Source organism: Altererythrobacter sp. BO-6 (genome assembly GCF_011047315.1).
Taxonomy (GTDB): domain Bacteria; phylum Pseudomonadota; class Alphaproteobacteria; order Sphingomonadales; family Sphingomonadaceae; genus Erythrobacter.
Genome location: NZ_CP049259.1, coordinates 404,765 through 426,219, shown reverse-complemented (window position 1 = coordinate 426,219; position 21,455 = coordinate 404,765). Strand labels below are relative to the sequence as shown.

The 21,455-nt window shown below is 61.8% G+C and carries 22 protein-coding genes, 3 tRNA genes, 1 other RNA gene and 1 pseudogene; 16 read left to right on the top strand and 11 right to left on the bottom strand.

What is annotated here, in order from left to right; translation table 11 throughout:
* Nucleotides 1-45: 45 nt before the first annotated feature.
* Nucleotides 46-498, top strand: coding sequence for a DUF3429 domain-containing protein (locus G6N82_RS02080; RefSeq protein ID WP_165193238.1), 453 nt, complete (start codon nucleotides 46-48; stop codon nucleotides 496-498).
* A 21-nt stretch (nucleotides 499-519) separates the two neighbouring features.
* On the opposite strand, the gene G6N82_RS02075 is transcribed toward G6N82_RS02080, so the two are convergent.
* Nucleotides 520-596, bottom strand: a tRNA-Pro gene (locus G6N82_RS02075).
* Between the two features lie 112 nt (nucleotides 597-708).
* Between G6N82_RS02075 and thyA the strand changes: the two genes are divergently transcribed.
* The 6 genes and pseudogenes from thyA to G6N82_RS02045 all read left to right on the top strand — a co-directional run bounded on the left by thyA (nucleotide 709) and on the right by G6N82_RS02045 (nucleotide 6,208).
* Nucleotides 709-1,677, top strand: coding sequence for a thymidylate synthase (gene thyA / locus G6N82_RS02070; protein ID WP_165193235.1), 969 nt, complete (start codon nucleotides 709-711; stop codon nucleotides 1,675-1,677).
* 104 nt (nucleotides 1,678-1,781) lie between these two features.
* Nucleotides 1,782-3,087: pseudogene (locus G6N82_RS02065) on the top strand (3-methyl-2-oxobutanoate dehydrogenase (2-methylpropanoyl-transferring) subunit alpha).
* Complete coding sequence (locus G6N82_RS02060; protein WP_165193233.1) at nucleotides 3,084-4,142, top strand: alpha-ketoacid dehydrogenase subunit beta; 1,059 nt, start codon at nucleotides 3,084-3,086, stop codon at nucleotides 4,140-4,142. The pseudogene G6N82_RS02065 and the gene G6N82_RS02060 overlap by 4 nt, the downstream one beginning before the upstream one ends.
* A 5-nt stretch (nucleotides 4,143-4,147) precedes the next feature.
* Nucleotides 4,148-5,431, top strand: coding sequence for a dihydrolipoamide acetyltransferase family protein (locus G6N82_RS02055; protein ID WP_165193231.1), 1,284 nt, complete (start codon nucleotides 4,148-4,150; stop codon nucleotides 5,429-5,431).
* Between the two features lie 35 nt (nucleotides 5,432-5,466).
* A complete protein-coding gene (locus tag G6N82_RS02050) occupies nucleotides 5,467-6,033 on the top strand; it encodes a YdeI/OmpD-associated family protein (RefSeq protein ID WP_165193229.1) in 567 nt (188 codons plus the stop codon).
* Nucleotides 6,034-6,131: 98 nt separating this feature from the next.
* Nucleotides 6,132-6,208, top strand: a tRNA-Asp gene (locus G6N82_RS02045).
* A 12-nt stretch (nucleotides 6,209-6,220) separates the two neighbouring features.
* On the opposite strand, the gene G6N82_RS02040 is transcribed toward G6N82_RS02045, so the two are convergent.
* From G6N82_RS02040 to G6N82_RS02015, 6 genes are all read right to left on the bottom strand, one after another.
* Nucleotides 6,221-7,300: an MBL fold metallo-hydrolase gene (locus G6N82_RS02040; RefSeq protein WP_165193227.1), complete on the bottom strand. Its 1,080-nt coding sequence runs from the start codon at nucleotides 7,298-7,300 to the stop codon at nucleotides 6,221-6,223.
* Nucleotides 7,301-7,334: 34 nt separating this feature from the next.
* Nucleotides 7,335-7,550: a DUF2842 domain-containing protein gene (locus G6N82_RS02035; protein ID WP_165193225.1), complete on the bottom strand. Its 216-nt coding sequence runs from the start codon at nucleotides 7,548-7,550 to the stop codon at nucleotides 7,335-7,337.
* Nucleotides 7,550-8,122 carry a 5-formyltetrahydrofolate cyclo-ligase gene (locus G6N82_RS02030; RefSeq protein ID WP_241255160.1) on the bottom strand — a complete coding sequence of 191 codons (573 nt, stop codon included), beginning with the start codon at nucleotides 8,120-8,122 and terminating at the stop codon, nucleotides 7,550-7,552. Before G6N82_RS02030 ends, G6N82_RS02035 begins: the two co-directional genes overlap by 1 nt.
* A gap of 121 nt (nucleotides 8,123-8,243) precedes the next feature.
* A non-coding RNA gene (gene ssrS, locus G6N82_RS02025) (6S RNA) lies at nucleotides 8,244-8,414 on the bottom strand.
* Nucleotides 8,415-8,424: 10 nt separating this feature from the next.
* Nucleotides 8,425-8,904, bottom strand: coding sequence for a cell division protein ZapA (locus G6N82_RS02020; RefSeq protein WP_165193223.1), 480 nt, complete (start codon nucleotides 8,902-8,904; stop codon nucleotides 8,425-8,427).
* Nucleotides 8,901-9,077 (bottom strand): hypothetical protein, encoded by a 177-nt coding sequence (locus G6N82_RS02015; protein WP_165193221.1) that lies wholly within the window; start codon nucleotides 9,075-9,077, stop codon nucleotides 8,901-8,903. Before G6N82_RS02015 ends, G6N82_RS02020 begins: the two co-directional genes overlap by 4 nt.
* A gap of 244 nt (nucleotides 9,078-9,321) precedes the next feature.
* On the opposite strand from G6N82_RS02015, the gene tkt reads away from it, so the two are divergent.
* The 4 genes from tkt to G6N82_RS01995 all read left to right on the top strand — a co-directional run bounded on the left by tkt (nucleotide 9,322) and on the right by G6N82_RS01995 (nucleotide 14,515).
* Complete coding sequence (gene tkt, locus G6N82_RS02010; protein WP_165193219.1) at nucleotides 9,322-11,301, top strand: transketolase; 1,980 nt, start codon at nucleotides 9,322-9,324, stop codon at nucleotides 11,299-11,301.
* Between the two features lie 16 nt (nucleotides 11,302-11,317).
* Nucleotides 11,318-12,325, top strand: a complete 1,008-nt coding sequence (gene gap / locus G6N82_RS02005; protein ID WP_165193217.1) for a type I glyceraldehyde-3-phosphate dehydrogenase — start codon at nucleotides 11,318-11,320, stop codon at nucleotides 12,323-12,325.
* A gap of 12 nt (nucleotides 12,326-12,337) precedes the next feature.
* Nucleotides 12,338-13,540, top strand: coding sequence for a phosphoglycerate kinase (locus G6N82_RS02000; protein WP_165197871.1), 1,203 nt, complete (start codon nucleotides 12,338-12,340; stop codon nucleotides 13,538-13,540).
* Nucleotides 13,541-13,624: 84 nt separating this feature from the next.
* A complete protein-coding gene (locus G6N82_RS01995) occupies nucleotides 13,625-14,515 on the top strand; it encodes a fructose bisphosphate aldolase (RefSeq protein ID WP_165193215.1) in 891 nt (296 codons plus the stop codon).
* A 15-nt stretch (nucleotides 14,516-14,530) separates the two neighbouring features.
* On the opposite strand, the gene G6N82_RS01990 is transcribed toward G6N82_RS01995, so the two are convergent.
* The gene (locus G6N82_RS01990) at nucleotides 14,531-14,947 is read right to left on the bottom strand and encodes a hypothetical protein (RefSeq protein ID WP_165193213.1); all 417 of its coding nucleotides are present in this window, start codon (nucleotides 14,945-14,947) and stop codon (nucleotides 14,531-14,533) included.
* A gap of 34 nt (nucleotides 14,948-14,981) precedes the next feature.
* Here G6N82_RS01990 and thiE point away from each other — a divergent pair, with 34 nt between their 5' ends.
* The gene (gene thiE / locus G6N82_RS01985) at nucleotides 14,982-15,626 is read left to right on the top strand and encodes a thiamine phosphate synthase (protein WP_165193211.1); all 645 of its coding nucleotides are present in this window, start codon (nucleotides 14,982-14,984) and stop codon (nucleotides 15,624-15,626) included.
* Here the strand turns inward: thiE and G6N82_RS01980 are convergent.
* On the bottom strand, nucleotides 15,623-15,979 hold the full coding sequence (locus tag G6N82_RS01980; RefSeq protein ID WP_165193209.1) for an elongation factor P: 357 nt from the start codon (nucleotides 15,977-15,979) through the stop codon (nucleotides 15,623-15,625). The genes thiE and G6N82_RS01980 overlap by 4 nt on opposite strands.
* 128 nt (nucleotides 15,980-16,107) lie before the next feature.
* On the opposite strand from G6N82_RS01980, the gene efp reads away from it, so the two are divergent.
* The 4 genes from efp (at nucleotide 16,108) to G6N82_RS01960 (ending at nucleotide 19,507) form a co-directional block, all read left to right on the top strand.
* A complete protein-coding gene (gene efp / locus G6N82_RS01975) occupies nucleotides 16,108-16,671 on the top strand; it encodes an elongation factor P (RefSeq protein WP_165193206.1) in 564 nt (187 codons plus the stop codon).
* 5 nt (nucleotides 16,672-16,676) lie between these two features.
* Nucleotides 16,677-17,498: an inositol monophosphatase family protein gene (locus G6N82_RS01970; protein WP_165193204.1), complete on the top strand. Its 822-nt coding sequence runs from the start codon at nucleotides 16,677-16,679 to the stop codon at nucleotides 17,496-17,498.
* A 41-nt stretch (nucleotides 17,499-17,539) separates the two neighbouring features.
* Nucleotides 17,540-17,624: transfer RNA gene (locus tag G6N82_RS01965), tRNA-Leu, on the top strand.
* An 83-nt stretch (nucleotides 17,625-17,707) separates the two neighbouring features.
* The gene (locus G6N82_RS01960; RefSeq protein ID WP_206520275.1) at nucleotides 17,708-19,507 is read left to right on the top strand and encodes an SLC13 family permease; all 1,800 of its coding nucleotides are present in this window, start codon (nucleotides 17,708-17,710) and stop codon (nucleotides 19,505-19,507) included.
* 101 nt (nucleotides 19,508-19,608) lie between these two features.
* On the opposite strand, the gene G6N82_RS01955 is transcribed toward G6N82_RS01960, so the two are convergent.
* Both G6N82_RS01955 and G6N82_RS01950 read right to left on the bottom strand, forming a co-directional pair.
* On the bottom strand, nucleotides 19,609-19,776 hold the full coding sequence (locus G6N82_RS01955) for a hypothetical protein (RefSeq protein ID WP_165193202.1): 168 nt from the start codon (nucleotides 19,774-19,776) through the stop codon (nucleotides 19,609-19,611).
* An 11-nt stretch (nucleotides 19,777-19,787) separates the two neighbouring features.
* The gene (locus G6N82_RS01950; RefSeq protein ID WP_165193200.1) at nucleotides 19,788-21,386 is read right to left on the bottom strand and encodes an isocitrate lyase; all 1,599 of its coding nucleotides are present in this window, start codon (nucleotides 21,384-21,386) and stop codon (nucleotides 19,788-19,790) included.
* Between the last annotated feature and the right edge of the window lie 69 nt (nucleotides 21,387-21,455).

Below are 21,455 nucleotides of genomic sequence, written 5' to 3'. Positions count from 1 at the left end.
TGGCAGGGGCGGGGAACGGCCCGCGTCCGCAGCGATTGAGCAGGCATGGAACAGGAAACACTTCCGAGGAGTGCGCGCTCGCTTGGGTATGCCGGTCTTCTGCCGCAAATGCTGGCGCTGCTACTGTCATGGGATGGCGGCGAGAAGAGCTATGTCGCGATCGCGGGCGGGTTTGCCTACGCCGCGTTGATCTTCAGCTTCCTGGGCGGCGTGTGGTGGGGGCAGGCGCTGGCCAAGGGTCGATCGACGGCCGGCGTCTATGTTGTGTCTGTCCTGCCCAGCCTGATTTCGCTGGCGCTGTTCCTGCCGTGGACCTTCGGCTGGGAATGGCCGGGACCTGCCTTGCTCTATCTGGGCGTATTCATTGCCCTGAGCCCGCTGGTCGATCGCTGGCTTAGATTGGCGGATGCCGGCTTCATGCGGCTGCGCTGGCACTTGTCGCTTGGCTTGGGCGCGGCAACGATCTTGCTGGGCGTGATCGCGAACGACATTGTTTGAGAATTCTGGGTTTGAGAAATCTGGTCGGGGAGAGAGGATCTGAACCTCCGGCCCCTGCCTCCCGAAGACAGTGCTCTACCAGGCTGAGCTACTCCCCGACCGTGTCGTGCCCACCATGCTCGCAAAAAGCTGTGGGCCGAGGCAAGGCGCGCCCTATAGGCAGGTGCTCGCGGGGTGGCAAGCGGGCAAATGCAGGTTTAGGGTCAGTCCATGGCCAGTCTAGCGATTCCCCCTGCCGAAACCGCCGCGCGGTACCCTGAATGGCAATATCTCGACCTGATGCGCCAGATTTGGGAGCAGGGTAGCGAGCGCACCGATCGCACGGGCGTGGGGACGCGCTCGATCTGCGGCGCGATGCTGCGATTCGATCTGGCGGGCGGGGCGATGCCGCTGCTCACCACCAAGCGGGTCTATTGGAAAACCGCGACGCGCGAGATGCTGTGGTTTCTCACCGGAGAGACCAATATCCGCCCGCTGGTGCTGCAAGGCGTGAAGATCTGGAACGAATGGCCGCATGCGCGCTATGTGCGCGAAATGGGTGAGGACATTTCGCTCGAGGATTTCGTCCAGCGGATCGCCGATGACGAAGAATTCGCCGCGCGCTGGGGCGATCTCGGCCCGGTCTATGGCAAGCAATGGGTCGACTGGCCGACCTACCGCTATCGCGCCGACGGGCTCTACGAGAAAGGGCCGGGGATCAACCAGGTCGCCGAAGTGGTCGAAAGCCTGCGTAGCAACCCCGGCAGCCGGCGCCATATTATCGAAGGCTGGAACGTCGCCGAGCTTGACCGGATGGCGCTGCCGCCGTGCCACAAGACCTATCAGTTCCACGTTGCGGGGGCCAAAGGGAAGGAACGCCTGAACTGCCTGCTCTACCAGCGCAGTTGCGATGTTGCGCTTGGCCTGCCGTTCAACCTGTGGTCGGCGGCGCTGCTCCAGCGGATGATTGCGCAGCAGACCGACCTTGAACCGGGTGAGCTGGTGTGGATGGGTGGCGATGTGCACCTCTATCTCAACCACGAGCACCTGATCACCGAACAGCTGCGACGCGAGCCGCAGGGGCGCCCCACGCTCGAGATTACTCGGCGTCCGGAAACAATATTCGATTACACGATCGAGGATTTTGTGGTGCATGATTACACGCCGCACCCGCCGATCAGCGCCCCCGTTGCGGTGTGAGGGGAATCGCGGTCATTCGCTTGACCAGCCCCCGCGCTTGAAATAAAATAACGCGCGAATAAAAGATTGCTACAGACCTGCTAGTAGCAGGGGAGAGCCCGGACATGGCCGAGCGGCCTGACAATTCACCTTTGCCCAAGAGCAACAAGCCGGCGCTGCAGCTGCACGTTCCCGAGCCGAAATACCGGCCGGGTGACACGGTCGACTATAGCCATCTCGATATCCCTGCTGCGGGGACGCTGCCGCGTCCAGACGAAACCGCCGATCCCCACAGCATGCACGACCTCGCCTTCGGGCTGATCCGCGTGCTGGGCGAGGACAACCGAGCACACGGACCATGGGATCCCAAGCTCGATCCCGAAACGCTGCGCACCATGCTCTACAACATGGCGCTGGTGCGGGCATTCGATGATCGCATGTTCCGCGGCCAGCGGCAGGGCAAGACCAGCTTTTACATGAAATGCACCGGGGAAGAGGCGACCAGCGTTGCCATCTTCGATGGCGCTGGCGAGCGATGACATGGTGTTTCCCAGCTATCGCCAACAGGGCATCCTGATCGCCCGCGGTTATCCCATCGTCGACATGATCAACCAGATCTATTCGAACAAGGGGGACAAGCTGAAGGGCCGCCAGCTGCCGATCATGTATTCCAGCCGCGAGCACAGCTTCTTCTCGATTTCAGGCAATCTCGCGACGCAGTGCCCGCAAGCGGTGGGCTGGGCGATGGCCAGCGCGATCAAGGGTGACAGCCGGATCGCCGCGACCTGGGTGGGCGAGGGCAGCACGGCGGAAGGCGACTTCCATTCGGCATGCACCTTCGCCACGGTCTATAATGCACCGGTTATCCTCAACGTTATCAACAACCAGTGGGCGATCAGCAGTTTCAGCGGATTTGCGGGGGCGGAACGCACAACTTTTGCGGCGCGCGCGCTGGGCTATGGCCTTGCCGGCTTGCGGGTCGACGGCAACGACGCGCTCGCCTGCTATGCGGCGGAGCAATGGGCGGCGAACAGGGCGCGGGCCAACGGCGGGCCAACTCTGATTGAATATTTCACCTATCGTGCGGAAGGGCATTCCACCTCCGACGATCCCAGCGGCTATCGCAGCGCGCAGGAACGTGAGGAATGGCCGCTGGGCGATCCGATCAACCGGCTCAAGAACCACCTGATCGCGATCGGTGAATGGGACGAGGCACGGCAGGAGGCGATGGACCTCGAATGCGCAGAGCGGGTGAAGGCGTCAACCAAGGAAGCCGAAAAGAACGGCGTTCTGGGCCACGGCCTGCACCATCCGTTCCACACCATGTTCGAAGATGTCTACGAGACATTGCCGTGGCACCTTGAGGAGCAAGCGGAGCAGGCGATCCGCGAGCGAAAGATCAAATGGCCCGAGGGAGGGCCCCGGACATGAGCAGCGAAGCAACCAGCGCCCCTGTGACTGATGCCGGCACCGAGCGTCGGCTCAACATGATCGAGGCGATCAACGATGCGCTCGATATCATGCTAACCCGCGATCCTGACGTCATCATCATGGGCGAGGATGTCGGCTATTTCGGCGGGGTGTTCCGCTGCACGGCGGGCCTGCAGGAAAAGCACGGCAAGACCCGCGTGTTCGACACCCCGATTTCCGAATGCGGGATCATTGGTGTCGCTGTGGGGATGGGCGCCTATGGCCTGCGCCCTGTACCCGAAATCCAGTTCGCGGATTACATCTATCCCGGGCTCGACCAGCTCATCAGCGAAGCCGCGCGGCTGCGGTATCGCTCGGCCAATGATTACATCGCGCCGCTGACGGTGCGCTCGCCTTTCGGTGGCGGCATCTTCGGTGGCCAGACGCACAGTCAGAGCCCCGAAGCGATCTTCACCCATGTTGCGGGGCTCAAAACGGTCATCCCGTCCACTCCGCATGACGCCAAGGGGCTGCTGATTGCCGCGATCGAAGACAATGATCCGGTGATCTTCTTCGAGCCCAAGCGGATCTATAACGGGCCGTTTTCCGGCTATTACGACAAGCCGGTCGAGCCATGGAAGAGGCACAAGGACAGCGTCGTTCCCGAGGGGTACTATCGCATCCCGCTCGGCAAGGCCCGCAAGGTCACCGAAGGCGATGCGCTGACGATCCTCGCCTATGGCACGATGGTCCATGTGGTTGAGGCGGTCTGCGAAGCCAAGGGCGTCGATGCCGAAATCCTCGACCTGCGCACGCTGGTCCCGCTCGATATCGAAGCGATCGAGGCCTCGGTCGAAAAAACCGGCCGCTGCCTGATCGTGCACGAAGCGACCCGTACCAGCGGTTTCGGTGCGGAACTTTCCGCACTGGTGACCGAGCGCTGCTTCTATCACCTCGAAGCTCCGGTCGAACGCGTCACCGGCTTTGACACACCCTATCCGCACAGCCTCGAATGGGCCTATTTCCCCGGCCCGGTTCGTATCGGGGATGCAATCGACAAGATCCTGAAGGACTGACCGCAATGGCGAAGTTCACATTCAACATGCCCGATGTGGGCGAAGGCGTGGCCGAGGCGGAAATCGTCGAATGGCACGTCAAGGTTGGCGACACGGTGTCCGAAGACCAGCACCTGGTCGATGTGATGACCGACAAGGCGACGATCGACATCGAAAGCCCGGTCGACGGCAAGGTACTGGAAATTGCCGGGCAAGTGGGGGACACAATTGCAGTCGGCTCGATGTTGCTGGTGATCGAGGTCGAAGGCGAGGTCGAGGACGCTCCTGAGCCAGCCCCCGCACCCAAGGCCGAAGTGGTCGCAGAACGGATCGAAGTCGAAACGTCGGGTGCGTCGGACGCTAATGATGCGCTTGATGCCGATCCCGAGCCGGAGCCACTGCCTGCGCCGACCCCGGCGCCCGAACCGCGCCATGAAGCCAAAGTTCTGGCCAGCCCTGCTGTCCGCCAGCGCGCGCGCGATCTGGGGATCGACCTTGCACAGGTGAAACCGGCCGAGGACGGCCGCATCCGCCATGGCGATCTCGACCAGTTCCTGGCTTACAACGCCGGCGGCGGGTTTGCTGCGGCGGGGCGCGCTCGCGCTGACGAGACGATCAAGGTTATCGGCCTTCGCAAGCGTATCGCGCAGAACATGGCCGCATCGAAGCGGCAAATTCCGCACTTCTCCTATGTCGAGGAATGCGATGTGACCGAGCTTGAACGGATGCGTGCGCAACTCAACTCGGCCCGCGGCGACAAGCCAAAGCTGACCATGCTGCCGCTGTTGATCGCTGCGATCTGCAAGACGCTGCCCGATTTCCCGATGATCAATGCCCGTTATGACGATGAAGCGAATGTTGTCACCCGGCATGGCGCGGTGCACCTGGGCATGGCGACCCAGACCGACAACGGCCTGATGGTGCCGGTGATCCGTGACGCCCAGTCACGCAACATCTGGCAGCTGGCGCGTGAGATCGTCCGCCTGGCCGATGCTGCGCGCGACGGCTCCGCTAAATCGGAAGAATTGTCCGGCTCGACGCTTACCATCACTTCGCTCGGGCCGCTGGGCGGCGTCGCCACCACGCCGGTGATCAACCGGCCTGAAGTTGCGATCATCGGTCCCAACAGGATTATCGAGCGGCCGATGTTCGTACCCGATGGCATGGGCGGAGAGCGAATCGAGAAGCGCAAGCTGATGAATATCTCGATCAGCTGCGACCACCGCGTAGTCGATGGATACGATGCGGCGAGCTTCGTCCAGCAACTCAAGAAACTGATCGAAGCTCCGGCCCTGTTGCTGGCAAACTGAATGGGCTAGGCTGTCGGCTACCGGGAGGTGTCGACATGTCCAGAGACCCGCGCGTTGACGATTACATCGCCAAGGCAGCGCCTTTTGCGCAGCCCATCCTGCTGCATGTACGCAAGCTGGTACACCGCGCACTCCCTGAAGCGGAAGAGGGTATTAAATGGGGCATGCCGCACTTCATGGTCGGCGGGAAAAACACCGTCGGCATGGCGTCTTTCAAGGCGCACGCGGCGATTATCATACATGGCGAGGATCAATCAGGTGACGGCATGGGTTCGCTCGGCAAGCTTGCGAGCATCAATGACCTGCCGCCAGACGACGAACTGATCGCCCGGTTCAAGGCGGGCAAGGCGGCGTTGGCAAAGCCAAAGCCCAGAGCTGCGCCCAAGCCGGAATTGCCGGTGCCGCCAGAACTCGCTTCGGCGCTCGACCAGGCTCCGAAGGCTAAATTAGCGTTCGAGGCTTTCTCGCCGTCACATCGCCGCGAATACATCGAATGGATCACTTCTGCGAAGCGCGACGAGACGCGCACAAAGCGTGTTGCGCAGACGATCGAGTGGCTGACCGAGGGCAAGAAACGTAACTGGAAATATGAAAACTGCTGATAGGTCGTGGCGGCCAAATTCTTGCCGATTTGACCGTTGACAGCCTTGGCGACCGGCCCTATTGGCGCGTCTCCCAAGAGGCGCTGCCGCCGAAATGCGCGGGTGTAGCTCAGTTGGTTAGAGTGTCGGCCTGTCACGCCGAAGGTCGCGGGTTCAAGTCCCGTCACTCGCGCCACTTGGGACCTTCTTAAAGAAGCTGGTCGAAATCAACCTGCTCGCTGTTTGCGGGCAGGCTGACCATCATTCCATCCTCTGCCAGCTCAAGCTCGCCGTCGAATTGGTCCGCGGCATCACCCAGGAAGACCTGCTCGATCAGCCGTGCCGGTGGGGCCGGGACGAGATGATAAAGAACGAGCGCCTTGGCACCGGCGGTCTGTGCTATCCGGGCCGCATCTTCGGGTGATGTGTGGTAATCGGGAATGTCGGCCATGATCCTGGCCGCATCGGCATTGCCGCGCGCCGCCAGCGTCTCTCCAAGCTTGCCGACCATCTGCGGGTTAAGCGCTTCATGGAAGATCACGTCGGCGCCTTCCGCAAAGCGCGCAAGCGCAGGCAAGTATTTGGTGTCGCCGCTGATAACGACCGAGCGCCCCTTGTACTCGATGCGAAACGCATAGGAATTGTCGACCGGAGCATGGTTGACCGGCAAGGCGCGGATGACGATGTCGTCGTCACGAAAGACGATGTCGTCGGCTCTCTCTTCGTTTGGAAAATCTATCAGGCGCACTTCACCGCCGAAACCGCCGGGGCGGGCCACTTCCGGCCCGTGATGGGCGATGCGGTAACCACGATCGATCTCATAGGCCTGCATGAAGCCGTCGACGACCCGATCGGTGCCTGGCGGGCCATAGATGGGGAGGGGGGTGTCGCGGCCGCCAGCGATCCAAGCCTGCAACATCAGTTCGCCCAGCCCGTCGAGGTGGTCGGAATGCAAATGGGTGAGGAACGCGGCATCTAGGCGCTCGAAGGGAAAGCCCATCGCGCCGAGCTTGCGGACGGAGCCGGAGCCTGTGTCGAATACGAAGCCCTGCCGTCCCGCCAGTACCGCAAGGCATGGCCCGGCGCGCTTGGCGTCGGTCATGGGTGAACCACTGCCGCAGACATAAACGTGGAGGCCGTCTGGAAGTTGCGCTGTCTGATCGACGCCTGCGCGCCTGTCGACGGCGGTTTCAAACGCTCGCTCGCCGATCCAACGCTGGCCAAAGATGAACAGGATGCCACCAACGATGGCAATGAGAACAAGAACGAAGGTGAGGCGCTTGTTCAATACTATCCCTCGAAGAGTTCTGCAGGGTTTTACCCTAACCCCAGCGGCCTGTCTCCATCCAGATCAGGAAACGCTTCAGCGGCAGCAGCCAGATAACGCCCAGCACGATATAGACCAGTGTCTGCGCCAGTGTTGGCCAACTACCGATCAGATCCGGGGCATAACGGGCGATCACGATCCCGTAGACCGTTAGCGCGAGAAGCAGGCCAAGTATTCCGAAGGGTATCCGCCAGGTCGGTTGGTCGCGCATCAGAAAGGTCCGTACATTCGAGTGGGTGTGATCACGGCATCCAGCATCACGTCATGCGGCTCGCGTGGCAATTCGTCGCGCAGCTGGACATCCCATGCCAGACCAATCGCGATCCGCCCCGGATGTTCCGCCAGCCAGCGATCATAATGTCCGCCGCCCTGGCCCAAGCGTTCGCCGCGGGCGGTAAAGCCGATCAGGGGCACGAACAATATCTCGGGGATGACAGCATCGGCCTCAGGCAGCGGTTGAAGCATGCCAAAGGGCCCGAATTCAAGGTCGCTTTCTCCATAGGGATCGGTGTGGAGCGCAAATTCCATCTGCGCACCGCGTGATGCAAATCTCGGCAAGGCGATCCGGTGGCCTTTTTCGTGGAAATGGCCAAGGTAACTGGCGGTCGGGGCCTCGAATGGTGCGGCATGATAAAGACCGATGACGGCATCAGGCCCGATTTTTTCCAGGATCGTGCCTGGGGGGTGGCGGAACACGAGCCCGCGCATTGCTTCGGGCATACCGTTCACATGTTCGCGGCGTATTTCGCGCAATTGCTTTCGCAGGATGGCCTTGTCTTCCACCGTTCGCCCTAAGCTTGTCGAAGGGCCGTTCTTCCTTCGGGTGGTTCGGTGCACACGAAGTGTGCGGCTTCGGCAGGCTCAGCCCGAACGGCTTTAATCGGTTGTACTTCAGCAAGAAAGTGGCGGAACCACCATGGGTCGGTTGCTCGAGAAATCCTCTGACGCCTCGACGTCAGGTGGGCGCCGTATACCCCGGCCCCCAGGACGAACCCGTAAACCAGGGCAGGGACAGCTCCCAAGGATTGCTTATAGCCTCAGGGATATTCAAACGGCTCGTGCCGGGCAGTCCCGCCGCCTCTTATCTAGGAGTAGCCGAGCCGGCTCTCAAGCGAATCCGCGCATTTTTCTAGCTGGCTCGCGAGTTGATCGAGCTTCTGGGCGACCTCGCCGGTTTCGAACAGCGGCTGCTGGCCCGCTGTAGCAGACCGGATATTGGCTAGATCGTTGGCCAGCGTATCCCGCTCAGCGCGCAGCGCCTCGAGCTCGAGCGCGGCATCACGCTGCGCCTTGGCTGCCGCTTCTGCCTTGTCCTGAAGTTCGGCCAGACGGTCATCAGAGGAGGATCCTGCGCCGCCCATCGCTGCGCGCGCTTCGTGCAGCTCATCGGCCAGCAGCAGCGCAGCAAACAGCAGGTTTTGCGCCTCACTGGGCGCAAGGTTGCCTTCCATTTGCTTCAGTTTCTGCCCGATCATGCCTCCGAGGCGGGCCAGCTGTGCCTCCTCGCCATCCGCGCAGGCAACCTTGTAAGCCCTGCCGCCGATCTGAAGCGTTACCTCGCTCATGGCTCCAGTCCATCGATAAGGCGGTCGAGATCGCGCAGCGTTGCGCTGACTTCAGCACGCAAGTCGGCGTGTTTTCGTTCCAGTTCGCTGTCGGCTTTCACGGGGCCGAGCCGGGCTGCTGCCGCATCAATGCGGACCAGGGCGGCTTCGATACGCTGGAGTGACTGCTCCATCCTCTTCCCTTCCTTACCGCTTTTTACCCGATTTACCTCGAAACAGCAAAGCCTTGGGGGTGCCTGTTGATAAGTCATCTAGGCTTGCGAACTGGCAAGGAAAATCGGCCTCGCCGGTGAAACCGGCATAACGGCGGGTTGACCTCATTCACGCCCTCCGCAAAGGGTCCCCGCAACGCGTCGAATCGACGCATTGGGCGGATGCTCGCCGGCATCGCTCGCAGCAATCAGGAGCACGATCCGCATGAGCCTCGATCCCGCCCGTCTCCAGCCGATGGCCAATGCGATCCGCGCCCTGTCGATGGACGCTGTGCAGGCCGCCAACTCCGGCCATCCGGGGATGCCGATGGGGATGGCCGACGTCGCAACGGTGCTCTGGTCGAAATATCTCAAGTTCGATCCCGCCGCGCCAAAGTGGGCCGATCGCGACCGTTTCGTGCTCTCCGCCGGGCACGGCTCGATGCTAATTTACAGCCTTCTCTATCTTTCAGGTTATGAGCAACCGACGCTCGAAGACATTCGCAATTTCCGGCAGCTCGGGTCGCCATGCGCCGGCCACCCCGAGAACTTCCTGCTGCCCGGTGTCGAATGTACAACCGGCCCGCTTGGGCAGGGACTGGCGATGGCGGTGGGCATGGCCATGGCAGAGCGGCACCTCAATGCGGTGTTCGGCGACGATCTGGTTGATCACCGCACTTGGGTGATCGCCGGTGACGGATGCCTCATGGAAGGCATCAACCACGAAGCCATCGGCCTTGCCGGGCACCTCAAGCTCGGTCGGATGATCGTGCTGTGGGACGATAACGACATCACCATCGATGGCCGGACAGACCTTTCGACCAGCGAGGACATCAAGGCACGCTACGCAGCGACTGGCTGGCACGTCACGAGCTGTGACGGGCATGACTTTGCCGATATCGCCCGGGCGCTGGACGAGGCGGTCGCGGATGACCGCCCATCGCTGGTCGCCTGTAAGACGGTGATCGGCAAGGGGGCGCCCAACAAGCAGGGCACCAGCGCTACTCATGGCTCGCCGCTGGGGCCCGATGAAGTGGCTGCGGCACGCGATGCGCTTGGTTGGCACTATGACCCCTTCGTTGTTCCGGAAAACATCCTCGCCGATTGGCGCGCCACGGCGCAGGCCGGCAAGGAAGCGCATTGCGCATGGGCAGGGCGGCTCGACGCTTCAGGGCACATGGCGGAGTTTACGCGCCGCATGGCCGGCGAATTGCCGCACGGCGATGCCATGAAGAACTATGTCGCTTCGCTGATCGCCGATCCGAAGAAGGTCGCGACGCGCAAAGCCTCGGAAATGGCGCTGGCGGAGATCAACCCGCGCCTGCCTGACACGATCGGCGGCAGTGCCGACCTGACCGGCTCGAACAACACCAAGGCGGGCGGGATCGAAGCCTTCAGCGCTGACAATTACGGCGGCCGCTATGTCTATTACGGCATTCGCGAATTCGGCATGGCCGCCGCCATGAACGGCATGGCGCTGCACGGCGGTGTGATTCCCTATGGCGGGACATTCCTGGTCTTCACCGACTATGCCCGCGGTGCGATCCGGCTTTCCGCATTGCAACAATGCCGCGTGATCTACGTGATGACGCATGACAGCATCGGGCTGGGTGAAGACGGGCCGACCCACCAGCCTGTCGAGCACCTCGCCTCGCTCCGTGCGATGCCCAACCTGCTCGTCATGCGCCCGGCTGATGTAGTGGAAACAGCGGAATGCTGGGAAATCGCGTTAAAGCAGAGCAATCGCCCTTCGGTACTGGCGCTAAGTCGCCAGAACCTGCCGCAGGTACGGCTTGAGATGGTGCAGGAAAACCTGTCCGCGCGCGGCGGCTATCGCCTCAAGGCTGCGGAAGGCGCGCGCAAGGTCGTGATCGCTGCCACGGGCTCTGAAGTCGAGGTGGCGCTCGCCTGTGCAGCCGAGCTGGAAAAGCAGGGTATCGGCACCGATGTGGTTTCGATGGTTTCGACCGAATTGTTCGACGAACAATCGGCAGAATATCGTGCAGACGTATTCCCCGCCGATTGTCTCAAGGTTTCGGTAGAAGCAGGCACGACCTTCGGGTGGGAGCGCTACACCGGGACCGACGGGCTCAACATCGGGCTAGACCGGTTTGGCGCCTCGGCTCCGGCCGAACAATTGTTTGCCAAATTCGGTTTCACTGCGGACGCGATCGTCCCCAAGATCTTGAACAAACTCAACGGATAAGCAGGAGTTCCTTGCAATGACGACGAAGGTTGCAATCAACGGTTTCGGACGGATCGGGCGGCTCGTCGCACGGGCCATTCTTGAGCGCGACGATCACGATCTGGAGCTGGTGTCGATCAACGACCTGGCCGATACCAAGTCCAACGCGCTGTTGTTCGGGTTCGACAGCACGCATGGTCGCTTCCCCGGCAAGGTCGAAGTCGACGGCAACGATCTGGTCGTCAATGGCAAGCGGATCCATGTCACCGCCGAGCGTGATCCTGGCAATCTGTCGCATGCCGCCAACGGTATCGACATTGTCATGGAATGCACCGGCTTCTTCCAGAGCCACGAAGCCGCCGAGCCGCACCTGAAAGCTGGCGCCAAGCGCGTGATCATCTCCGCGCCGGCCACCGGCGTTTCGAAGACCATCGTCTTCGGCGTGAACCATGACACTTTGACCGCGGATGACGTGATCATTTCCAACGCCAGCTGCACCACCAACTGCTTGGCGCCGATGGCCAAAGTGCTGCATGACACGGTCGGGATCGAGCGCGGCTTCATGACCACGATCCACAGCTACACCAACGACCAGCGCATGCTCGACCAGATCCACAAGGACCTGCGCCGTGCGCGGGGCGGGGCGCAGAACATGATCCCGACCACCACCGGCGCTGCCCGCGCCGTTGGCCTGGTTCTGCCGGAGCTGAAGGGAAAGCTCGACGGTTCGTCAGTGCGTGTGCCGACCCCGAACGTCTCGATGGTCGACCTGGTGTTTACGCCGAAGCGCGACACCAGCGTGGACGAGATCAACGCCGCGCTCAAGGCGGCCGCGGAAGGCCCGATGAAGGGTGTGCTCGATTACACCGACCAGCCGCTGGTCAGCTCTGACTTCAACCACTATCCGGCCAGCTCGACGATCGACAGCCTCGAGACAACCGTGATGGAAGGCAAGCTCTGCCGCGTGGTCAGCTGGTATGACAACGAATGGGGTTTCTCCAACCGCATGATCGACACCACCGGAGTGATGGCGAAGTTCCTTTAAAGGATTGGCATGATGGCGGCCTTCAAGACCCTCGACGATCTGCCTGACGACCTGACCGGCAAGGTCGCGCTGGTGCGTGTCGATCTGAACCTGCCGATGAAGGACGGTTCGGCGACCGATGTGACCCGGGTCGAGGCTGCCAAACCGACCGTGCTCGAATTGTGCGAAAAGGGCGCCAAGGTGCTGTTGTTGGCGCATTTCGGGCGCCCGGGTGGCATGCGCAGCTCGGTGCTCTCCACCAGCATGGTGCAGGGCGATGTCGAGAAGGTGTTCGGCAAAGAAATCATGTTCATCCCGGAGGTGTCCGGTCCCGTTGCGGAACAGGCAATCGGTATCCTTCGCCCGGGCGATATCGGCCTGATGGACAATGTTCGTTTCTGGCCGGGTGAAGAAGCCAACGATCCTGCCTTTGCCGCAGCGATCGCTGAGCTCGGTGATATCTACGTCAACGATGCCTTTTCCGCTGCACACCGGGCGCATGCCACGACCGAGGGGCTGGCGCATCTGCTGCCCGCCTATGCCGGGCGCGCGATGGAAGCTGAGCTCAAGGCGCTCGATGCCGCGCTTGGCACCCCGCAAACACCGGTTGCGGCAGTGGTTGGCGGGGCTAAGGTCTCGACCAAGCTGGCGGTGCTGGAAAACCTTGTCGGCAAGGTGCAGCACCTGATCATCGGCGGGGGCATGGCGAATACGTTCCTGGCGGCGCGCGGCGTCAATGTCGGCAAGTCGCTTTGCGAACACGACCTGACCGCGACTGCCAACAAGATCATGGACGAGGCCGACCATGCGGGATGCACCGTCCATCTGCCCTATGACGTTGTGGTGGCCAAGGAATTCGCGCCCAATCCGGCCAGCTTGCGCACCTGCAATGTCCATGAAGTTGCGGCCGACGAGATGATCCTCGATATCGGCCCGCAGGCGGTCGAAGCGCTGGCTGACGTGCTCAAGACCTGCCGCACGCTGGTGTGGAACGGGCCGCTGGGCGCCTTCGAGACGCCGCCCTTCGATGAAGCCACCGTTGCACTGGCGCGCACCGCTGCCGCGCTGACTCAGGAAGGCTCCCTGATCTCGGTCGCGGGCGGAGGTGATACCGTGGCGGCGCTGGCGCATGCCGGGGTTGCTGACGAAGTGACCTATGTGTCGACTGCCGGGGGCGCATTCCTTGAGTGGATGGAAGGCAAGGTCCTGCCCGGCGTCGCAGCGCTGTCGAAATAGGATCGTACGAGCTTGCAGCACAGCCACCCGCTGGTTAAGGGCGCGCCAGATCGTGCATAGGTATGCATAGACAGGGATAGTTGCATGAAGACGCAGGAAATGACCGACCGCATCGCCAACGGGCAGGGCTTTATCGCCGCGCTTGACCAGTCGGGCGGATCGACCCCCAAAGCGCTGCGCGGTTATGGCGTCGAGGACAGCGAATGGTCGGGTGACGACGAGATGTTTGCCGCGATCCATGCCATGCGTGCGCGCGTGATTACTGCGCCCAGCTTCGCCAGCGGCAAGGTGATCGGAGCGATCCTGTTCGAAAAGACGATGGATGGACTGGTCGAAGGCGTGCCGACCGCTGAAGCGCTCAAGCAGCGCGGTATCGTGCCGTTTATCAAGGTGGACCAGGGCCTTGAGGACGAAGCCCAAGGCGTCCAGCTGATGAAGGACATGACCAAGCTCGACGCGCTGCTGGAAAAGTCGGCGGCGGCCGGAATGTTCGGCACGAAGATGCGTTCGGTGATCAAATCCGCCAATCCGGCCGGGATTGCCGCGATCGTGGCGCAGCAGTTCGAATATGGTGCGCGGATTGCCGACGCCGGGCTGATGCCGATCCTCGAGCCTGAGTATGACATCAACGCTGCTGACCGCGCCGATGGCGAAGCGATCCTGTTGGCCGAAATCATGAAAGGGCTCGACGCCTTGCCCGAGGGCCGCCAGGTCATGCTCAAGCTTTCGATCCCGGCGACAGCCAACCTTTATGCCCCTGCGATTGCCCATCCCAATGTCCTGCGCGTGGTGGCGCTTTCCGGTGGTTATTCGACCGATGACGCTTGTGCGCACCTAGCGCGGAATGCGGGCATGATCGCCAGCTTCAGCCGGGGATTGCTTCAGGACCTTCGCAAGGGACAGTCGGACGCGGAATTCGATGCGGCGCTGGGCGATGCGATCGAGGCGATTTACCGGGCGTCGGTCGCAGGCTGAGCAAGCGCAGGGATCCTAATTACCGGTCTTTGGGCTTTCCATTATGTCAGGCACGAAAGTGAAGGCGAAGCGATAGTTTTCGGGCTCGATCTGCCAGTTGATGGATTTATCGGGCGCTATTTCGGCGATCGACAGCATTCCTGCATTGATATGGAGGGGCGCGCTGGAATCTAGCGCAACCGTGACCAACTCATGCTCCAGCTCGACTTGGGCCTGGACGATCACCCGGCCAGCCCAGACGCAGTCGACCTCAATCGCACAGCGACTGTCCTCGACGACAGACAGGGGCGTCACTGCCACACCCGTCATGAGCACCTGCCGCTCGCCCAGTGCAATGCATTCGTGATTGCGGCAGCCTGGCAGCTCCTTGGGCGTGGCACAGGCAGCGAGCGCGATTGCACCCAGCGCAAACGGAAGCGATGCGAGTTCCATTGCGCAATAATCGCGATTCGTTATTGAGCGCAGCATGAACGATCACCTGCCTCACACTCAATTGTACCTCATTTCACCGCTCGATGTGACCGGTGATTTCCCGGCGCGTCTGGCACGCGCGATCGATGCGGGAGAGGGGATCGTGACTGCTTTCCAGTTCCGCGTGAAAGGCCTGGACCAGCATGAGGCAGCAAGGCTGGCCGAACCGCTCCAGAAAATCTGTGTCGAACGCGATGTAGCCTTTATCGTCAACGACAGTGTCGCGCTGGCCAAGCGCTTGAAGGCGGATGGCGTGCATCTGGGTCAAAAGGACGGCAACCCGAAGGTCGCGCGTGAAGAATTGGGCCGCGACGCACAGATCGGCGTCACCTGCCATGATAGCCGCCACCTGGCGATGGAAGCGGGCGAAGCAGGCGCCGATTATGTCGCGTTCGGAGCGTTCTTCCCCTCGACTACCAAGGAAACCGAGTTTCACCCTGAGCCGGAGCTGCTTACATGGTGGAACCAGCTGTTCGAGATACCCTGTGTTGCCATCGGCGGGATCACGCCTGCCAATTGCGGCGTGCTGGTAGAAGCCGGCGCAGATTTCGTGGCGGTGTCAGGCGCGGTCTGGAACGGCGACGAAGCGCAGGCCGTGCGTGATTTCGCCGCCGCGATCGAAAAGGCAAGCGCTCGCTAGCGATTGCTTCCCACTCGCACGCAAATCAACCGCCCGGTCGAGCCATCGGCGTCGATTGCGCGCAGTTCGTTGGTGCCGGTGCGGCGCAGCTGCAAGCCGTTCTTGGGACCTGCAGTGAAGGTCAACATGTCGCCCTTGAGCAGGTAAGTGCCGCGCCCTTCGGGGCTGCGATAGCGCGAGGCGCGCGTGATCGTGAAACTGTCAGCCGGCTGAGGGATCCATGCGGCCCCCGCGGCATCACCCGGCAAGGCGCATTCATAGGGCCCGTGCGGCATGGTCTTGAGCATCTCGGCCCGCGCTGGCACGGCAAGGGCAATCAGTACGACAGTGGCGAAGGCAAGGGTCTGTTTCATTCGCGCGGCGCTACCATGTTCTCCTATCGCTCGCCAGCCGCCTTGCCCCGCATGCATTGCTCGGCTAAGGGCGCGCGCAACAATAGGCAGGGCATCACCCTGCAGGTTCCTTGAAAAGGTTAGCACCCATGAAGATCAGCGGCGTCGATATTCGCCCCGGCAATATCCTTGAGTATGAAGGCGGCATCTGGAAGGTTTCCAAGATCCAGCACACCCAGCCTGGCAAGGGCGGTGCCTATATGCAGGTGGAAATGAAGAACCTGCAGGACGGCCGCAAGACCAATGTCCGCTTCCGCAGCGCCGACACGGTCGAGCGTGTCCGCCTCGACACCAAGGAATTCCAGTTCCTCTACGAAGACGGCGAGATGCTGGTGTTCATGGATAATGACACCTACGAGCAGATCAACCTGCCGAGCGACCTTCTGGGCGATGCGCGCCCGTTCCTGCAGGACGGGATGCAGGTGACCCTTGAATTGTGGGAAGAAAAGCCGATCAGCGTCGAGCTTCCCGCTCAGATCGAAGCGACCATCGTCGAAGCCGATGCTGTCGTAAAAGGGCAAACCGCATCCTCCAGCTACAAGCCGGCAATTCTCGACAATGGCGTACGCATCATGGTGCCCCCGCACATCGAAAGCGGCACGCGCATCATCGTCGACGTTTACGAACAGAGCTACGTCGGGAAGGCCAGCTAACGCCCATGTCGATGTATTCCGGCCTCATTCGCGTGATGGAAAAGGCGGCCCGCAAGGCGGGTGGCCGTCTGCGCCGCGACTTCGGCGAAGTTGAACACTTGCAGGTCAGCCGCAAGGGGCCGGCGGATTTCGTGTCGAAGGCAGACATGCGGGCCGAGCGGACGATCTATGACGAGCTGCTGCATGCACGGCCTGACTGGGGCTTCGTGCTGGAAGAAGCGGGGATCATCGAAGGCGATCCTTCAAAGCCGCGCTGGATCATCGATCCGCTCGACGGAACCAGCAATTTCCTCCACGGCATTCCGCATTTCGCGATTTCGATTGCCGTGCAGGAACCCAAGCCGGACGGTTCGGGCTGGGGCGAAGTGACAGCAGGGGTGATCTACCAACCGATCACCGACGAAACCTTCTGGGCGGAAAAGACGCGCGGTGCATGGTTGCAGGACGCCCGGCTGCGCGTGTCCTCGCGTTCGCGGCTATCAGACGCATTGATCGCCACCGGTATCCCCTTCCAGGGTGCAGGCGATCCGGGCGAGTGGATGAAGATCTACGCCGCGATCGGGACCGAAGTGGCCGGGATCCGGCGCTTTGGTGCAGCCTCGCTCGACCTTGCATGGGTTGCCGCCGGGCGCTTCGACGGTTTCTGGGAAACCGGCCTGAGCGACTGGGATACCGCCGCCGGCTGTTTGCTGGTGCGCGAAGCTGGCGGCTTCGTCAGCGACTACCGCGGCCGATCGCAGCCGATCGCAGCTGGGCAGGTACTCGCCGCCAATGATGCCCTGCATTCGAAACTGCACAAGCTGCTGGCGGGCGCGCTTAAGGCTTGAAGCCGGGCGAAGGCGCGGCTAACACGCGCCCCTGCCCGGGAGCCCCTGTGGTGGAATTGGTAGACGCGCTCGACTCAAAATCGAGTTCCTAACGGAGTGCCCGTTCGAGTCGGGCCAGGGGCACCACTTCGATCCATATCAAGCCGATCGGCGTGCTCAGCCCGAATTCTTGCGAATTCGCCGCTGATCTGGTGTAAGCCCTTCCAGGAATGATCGATTTACCTTCTTTCCATGCGCTGGCGGCGATGGCGGTTACCGTCGCGATGTTCATCGCCTTTGCGCGCGGACGGATGCCGATCGAAATCGTTTCGCTGCTGACCATCGCTGTCATCGCGGTGGGGTTGTATTTCTTCCCGCTTGAAGGAACCAAGCCGACAGACGGTCTGGCCTTGGCCTTTTCCGGCTTCGGGCACTATGCGCTGATCACCATTTGCGCGCTGATGATTATGGGGCGGGGGCTCGTTGTCACGGGCGCATTGGAACCTGCAGCACGTTTCCTGGAGAGGGTGTTCAAGTTCAACCTGCAGCTTGGCCTGCTGGTCTCGCTGCTCATCGCCATGACTTTATCGATGGCGGTGAACGATACGCCAGTCCTGGTGCTGTTGATGCCGATCTTCGTTGCCCTGGCCGCACGCGGCGCGATGCCCGCTTCGAAGACACTTATACCGCTCAATGCGGCGGTCCTGATTGGCGGCATGGCGACCACCATCGGCACATCTACCAACATCCTGGTGGTCTCGATCGCGGTGGACCTTGGGATGCCGCAAATGGGGGTGTTCCACTATACCCCGATCGTGCTGGTCGCTGCACTGGTGGCATTGCCCTATCTGTGGCTGGTGATGCCGCGGCTGCTGGGTGACAACAGCGTGATCGACAAATCGGTTAAGCGCCGGTTCCACACGCGCCTGCGAATCGGACCGGACAGTTCGCTGGCGGGCGAGGAGCTCTCCTCGATAACGCCGCGGCTGCCTGCAGACATCCGTTTCCACGACCAGCCGGAAGGCCCGCTTCAGCCGCAGCAGCGGTTGCATGTGTCGGGCACGCACGAAGCGCTTGAAGATGCCGTACGCGAACTCAAAGGATATCTCGCGCCGACCTGGGTGGTCGATCGCATCCGGCGCGAATCCTCGGCCAAGCGGCAGGATATTACGGTTGTCGAAATGACCGTCACCGCGGATTCGCGGCTGATCAATCGCACCTTGCCGACGTCGGGCATTGCTGACCTCTACGGAGTGGCTGTGCTGGGTATCCACCGGCCCGAGCGGTTGATGGGCGAGCGTGAGCAGTACAGCGAAGGCGGAGACTTGCGGATCTCGGAAGGCGACGTGCTGCTAGTGATGGGCCTGCCGGAAAGCCTGCAGGAATTCGCCGATGCTGACAGCCTGCTCATGCTGGAAGGCGCGCGTGAACTGCCGCGCAAGTCCAAGGCGCTACTTTCGGCTGCGATCATGTTATTCTCGGTCGCCACGGCATCGGTGGGTATTTTTCCGATCGCCATCTCGGCCCTTGCCGGGTCGATCCTGATGTTCGTGACCGGCTGCGTGAAGTTCGACCGGGTGGGGCGCGCGCTTTCGGCCAAGGTGATCGTGCTGGTGGCCGCCAGTATTGCGATTGGGCGTATCATCGATGACAGCGGTGCTGCTGCCTGGTTGGGCCAGGCCATGGCGCTGGGGCTTCAGCATTTACCCGCCGCTGCGGTGCTGGCGGCGATCATGTTGTTCGTCACGCTGCTGACGAACTTTGCTTCAAATGCCACGGCGGCAACCGTCGGCACTCCGATCGCATACAATATCGCGACACAACTGGGACTGCCGCCGGAGCCGCTGATCCTGGCTGTGCTGTTCGGGTGCAACCTGTGTTACGCGACGCCGATTGCATACCAGACCAACATGCTGATCATGTCGGAGGGCAGCTATGAGTTCAAAGACTATATTCGCACGGGTGTGCCGCTGGTCTTCATCATGGTGACCACGCTCTCGATCCTGCTGGTCACGACCTACGGAATGTAACATTCGATAAGTTACGGCCGCCGGAGCGGGGGGCGCTCCGACGGCCGTGTTCTCCTCCCCAGGAGAATTTGTGCGGGGCAGGGGATGCCCCGAAACCTGGCTCAGCCGTAATTGCCGAGGCGGTGATGCAGCGCGTTGATCTTGGCCAGCTCGTCACGGTCCTCCGTGGTGCGGGCGTGGCTTTCAAGCGCGCGGCGCAGCAGCTTGAAGTCGGCGGTGGAGAGCAGCGCCCGTGCGCGGCCCGGTTCTTTGGTGGGGGTATCGCTCATCGTCACTCTCCTTACGCAGCTTCGAACTGGTTCATGGTGTTGTGCGTGCCGCCCGCCTTGAGGGCCGCTTCGCCAGCGAAGTATTCCTTGTGGTCATCGCCGATGTCCGAACCGGCCATGTTCTGGTGCTTCACGCAAGCGATACCCTGGCGGATTTCCTCGCGCTGGACGTTCTTGACGTAGCCGAGCATGCCCTCGTCGCCGAAGTAGCGCTTGGCGAGATTGTCGGTGCTGAGCGCGGCCGTATGATAGGTCGGCAGTGTGATCAGGTGATGGAAGATGCCTGCCTGTGCCGCGGCATCGCGCTGGAAGGTGCGGATGCGCTCGTCTGCTTCTGCGGCAAGCTCGGTCCCGTCATAATCCACGCTCATCAGCCGCGCCCGGTCATAGCCGCTGACGTCTTTGCCCGCCGCTTCCCAGGCGTCGAACACCTGCTGGCGGAAGTTCAGCGTCCAGTTGAAGCTGGGCGAGTTGTTGTAGACCAGCTTGGCATTGGGGATCACTTCGCGGATGCGGTTCACCATCCCGCCGATCTGGCCAATATGCGGCTTTTCGGTTTCGATCCAAAGCAGGTCGGCACCGTGCTGGAGCGAGGTGATGCAATCGAGCACGCAGCGATCCTCGCCCGTGCCGGCGCGGAACTGGTAGAGGTTCGACGGCAGGCGCTTGGGGCGCAGCAGCTTGCCTTCGCGGCTCAGGAAGACGTCGCCGTTCTTGATCTCGGCCGGGTCGACCTCCTCGCAATCTAGGAAGCTGTTGTACTGATCGCCCAGATCGCCCTCTTCCTTGGTGTAAGCGATCGACTTCGTCAGGCCTGCGCCGAGCGAATCGGTGCGGGCGACGATGATCCCGTCTTCAACGCCCAATTCCAGGAATGCGTGGCGGATCGCGCGGATCTTCTGCAGGAATTCCTCGTGCGGCACGGTCACCTTGCCATCCTGGTGGCCGCACTGCTTCTCGTCCGAAACCTGGTTTTCGATCTGGAGTGCGCATGCGCCCGCCTCGATCATCTTCTTGGCCAGCAGGTAGGTCGCCTCGGCGTTGCCGAAGCCGGCGTCGATATCGGCAATGATCGGCACGACATGCGTTTCATGATTATCGATTGCGGTTTCGATGCGCTTGGCCTCGACTTCGTCGCCACGTTCGCGCGCTGCGTCGAGATCGCGGAACATCATGCCCAGTTCGCGCGCATCGGCCTGCTTGAGGAAGGTATAGAGCTCGCCGATCAGCGCCGGAACGCTGGTCTTTTCATGCATCGACTGGTCGGGCAGCGGCCCGAATTCGCTGCGCAATGCGGCCACCATCCAGCCCGAAAGGTAGAGGTAGCGGCGCTTGGTGCTACCGAAATGCTTCTTGATGCTGATCAGCTTTTGCTGGGCGATGAAACCGTGCCAGCAGCCCAGCGACTGGGTGTAGTTGGCCGGATCGGCATCGTAAGCCGCCATGTCTTCGCGCATGATTTTCGCGGTGTAGCGCGCGATATCCAGCCCGGTGCGAAAACGGTTCTGGATCTGCATGCGCGCGGCGCTTTCAGCATCGATCGCATTCCACGGCGCGCCATTTCCTTCGATCGTCTTGCGCAGATTGGCGATGGTCGACTGATAGGTCATTCTGGTAACTCCTGCATGGGGCGGTGAGGTGCCCTTGCGAAACCAGATGGCGCCCGAAACGGCCGATTG

What these genes read in the sequence shown, in the direction of transcription:
- efp (WP_165193206.1), top strand. Translation starts at nt 16,108, where the DNA reads ATGAAGATCAGCGGCGTCGATATTCGCCCCGGCAATATCCTTGAGTAT.
- G6N82_RS02080 (WP_165193238.1), top strand. Translation starts at nt 46, where the DNA reads ATGGAACAGGAAACACTTCCGAGGAGTGCGCGCTCGCTTGGGTATGCC.
- G6N82_RS02020 (WP_165193223.1), bottom strand. Translation starts at nt 8,904, where the DNA reads ATGAGCGAGGTAACGCTTCAGATCGGCGGCAGGGCTTACAAGGTTGCC.
- G6N82_RS02035 (WP_165193225.1), bottom strand. Translation starts at nt 7,550, where the DNA reads ATGCGCGACCAACCGACCTGGCGGATACCCTTCGGAATACTTGGCCTG.
- G6N82_RS01970 (WP_165193204.1), top strand. Translation starts at nt 16,677, where the DNA reads ATGTCGATGTATTCCGGCCTCATTCGCGTGATGGAAAAGGCGGCCCGC.
- G6N82_RS01955 (WP_165193202.1), bottom strand. Translation starts at nt 19,776, where the DNA reads ATGAGCGATACCCCCACCAAAGAACCGGGCCGCGCACGGGCGCTGCTC.
- tkt (WP_165193219.1), top strand. Translation starts at nt 9,322, where the DNA reads ATGAGCCTCGATCCCGCCCGTCTCCAGCCGATGGCCAATGCGATCCGC.
- G6N82_RS02000 (WP_165197871.1), top strand. Translation starts at nt 12,338, where the DNA reads ATGGCGGCCTTCAAGACCCTCGACGATCTGCCTGACGACCTGACCGGC.
- G6N82_RS02015 (WP_165193221.1), bottom strand. Translation starts at nt 9,077, where the DNA reads ATGGAGCAGTCACTCCAGCGTATCGAAGCCGCCCTGGTCCGCATTGAT.
- G6N82_RS02055 (WP_165193231.1), top strand. Translation starts at nt 4,148, where the DNA reads ATGGCGAAGTTCACATTCAACATGCCCGATGTGGGCGAAGGCGTGGCC.
- G6N82_RS02050 (WP_165193229.1), top strand. Translation starts at nt 5,467, where the DNA reads ATGTCCAGAGACCCGCGCGTTGACGATTACATCGCCAAGGCAGCGCCT.
- G6N82_RS01950 (WP_165193200.1), bottom strand. Translation starts at nt 21,386, where the DNA reads ATGACCTATCAGTCGACCATCGCCAATCTGCGCAAGACGATCGAAGGA.
- G6N82_RS01960 (WP_206520275.1), top strand. Translation starts at nt 17,708, where the DNA reads ATGATCGATTTACCTTCTTTCCATGCGCTGGCGGCGATGGCGGTTACC.
- G6N82_RS01995 (WP_165193215.1), top strand. Translation starts at nt 13,625, where the DNA reads ATGAAGACGCAGGAAATGACCGACCGCATCGCCAACGGGCAGGGCTTT.
- G6N82_RS01990 (WP_165193213.1), bottom strand. Translation starts at nt 14,947, where the DNA reads ATGGAACTCGCATCGCTTCCGTTTGCGCTGGGTGCAATCGCGCTCGCT.
- thiE (WP_165193211.1), top strand. Translation starts at nt 14,982, where the DNA reads ATGAACGATCACCTGCCTCACACTCAATTGTACCTCATTTCACCGCTC.
- gap (WP_165193217.1), top strand. Translation starts at nt 11,318, where the DNA reads ATGACGACGAAGGTTGCAATCAACGGTTTCGGACGGATCGGGCGGCTC.
- thyA (WP_165193235.1), top strand. Translation starts at nt 709, where the DNA reads ATGGCCAGTCTAGCGATTCCCCCTGCCGAAACCGCCGCGCGGTACCCT.
- G6N82_RS02060 (WP_165193233.1), top strand. Translation starts at nt 3,084, where the DNA reads ATGAGCAGCGAAGCAACCAGCGCCCCTGTGACTGATGCCGGCACCGAG.
- G6N82_RS01980 (WP_165193209.1), bottom strand. Translation starts at nt 15,979, where the DNA reads ATGAAACAGACCCTTGCCTTCGCCACTGTCGTACTGATTGCCCTTGCC.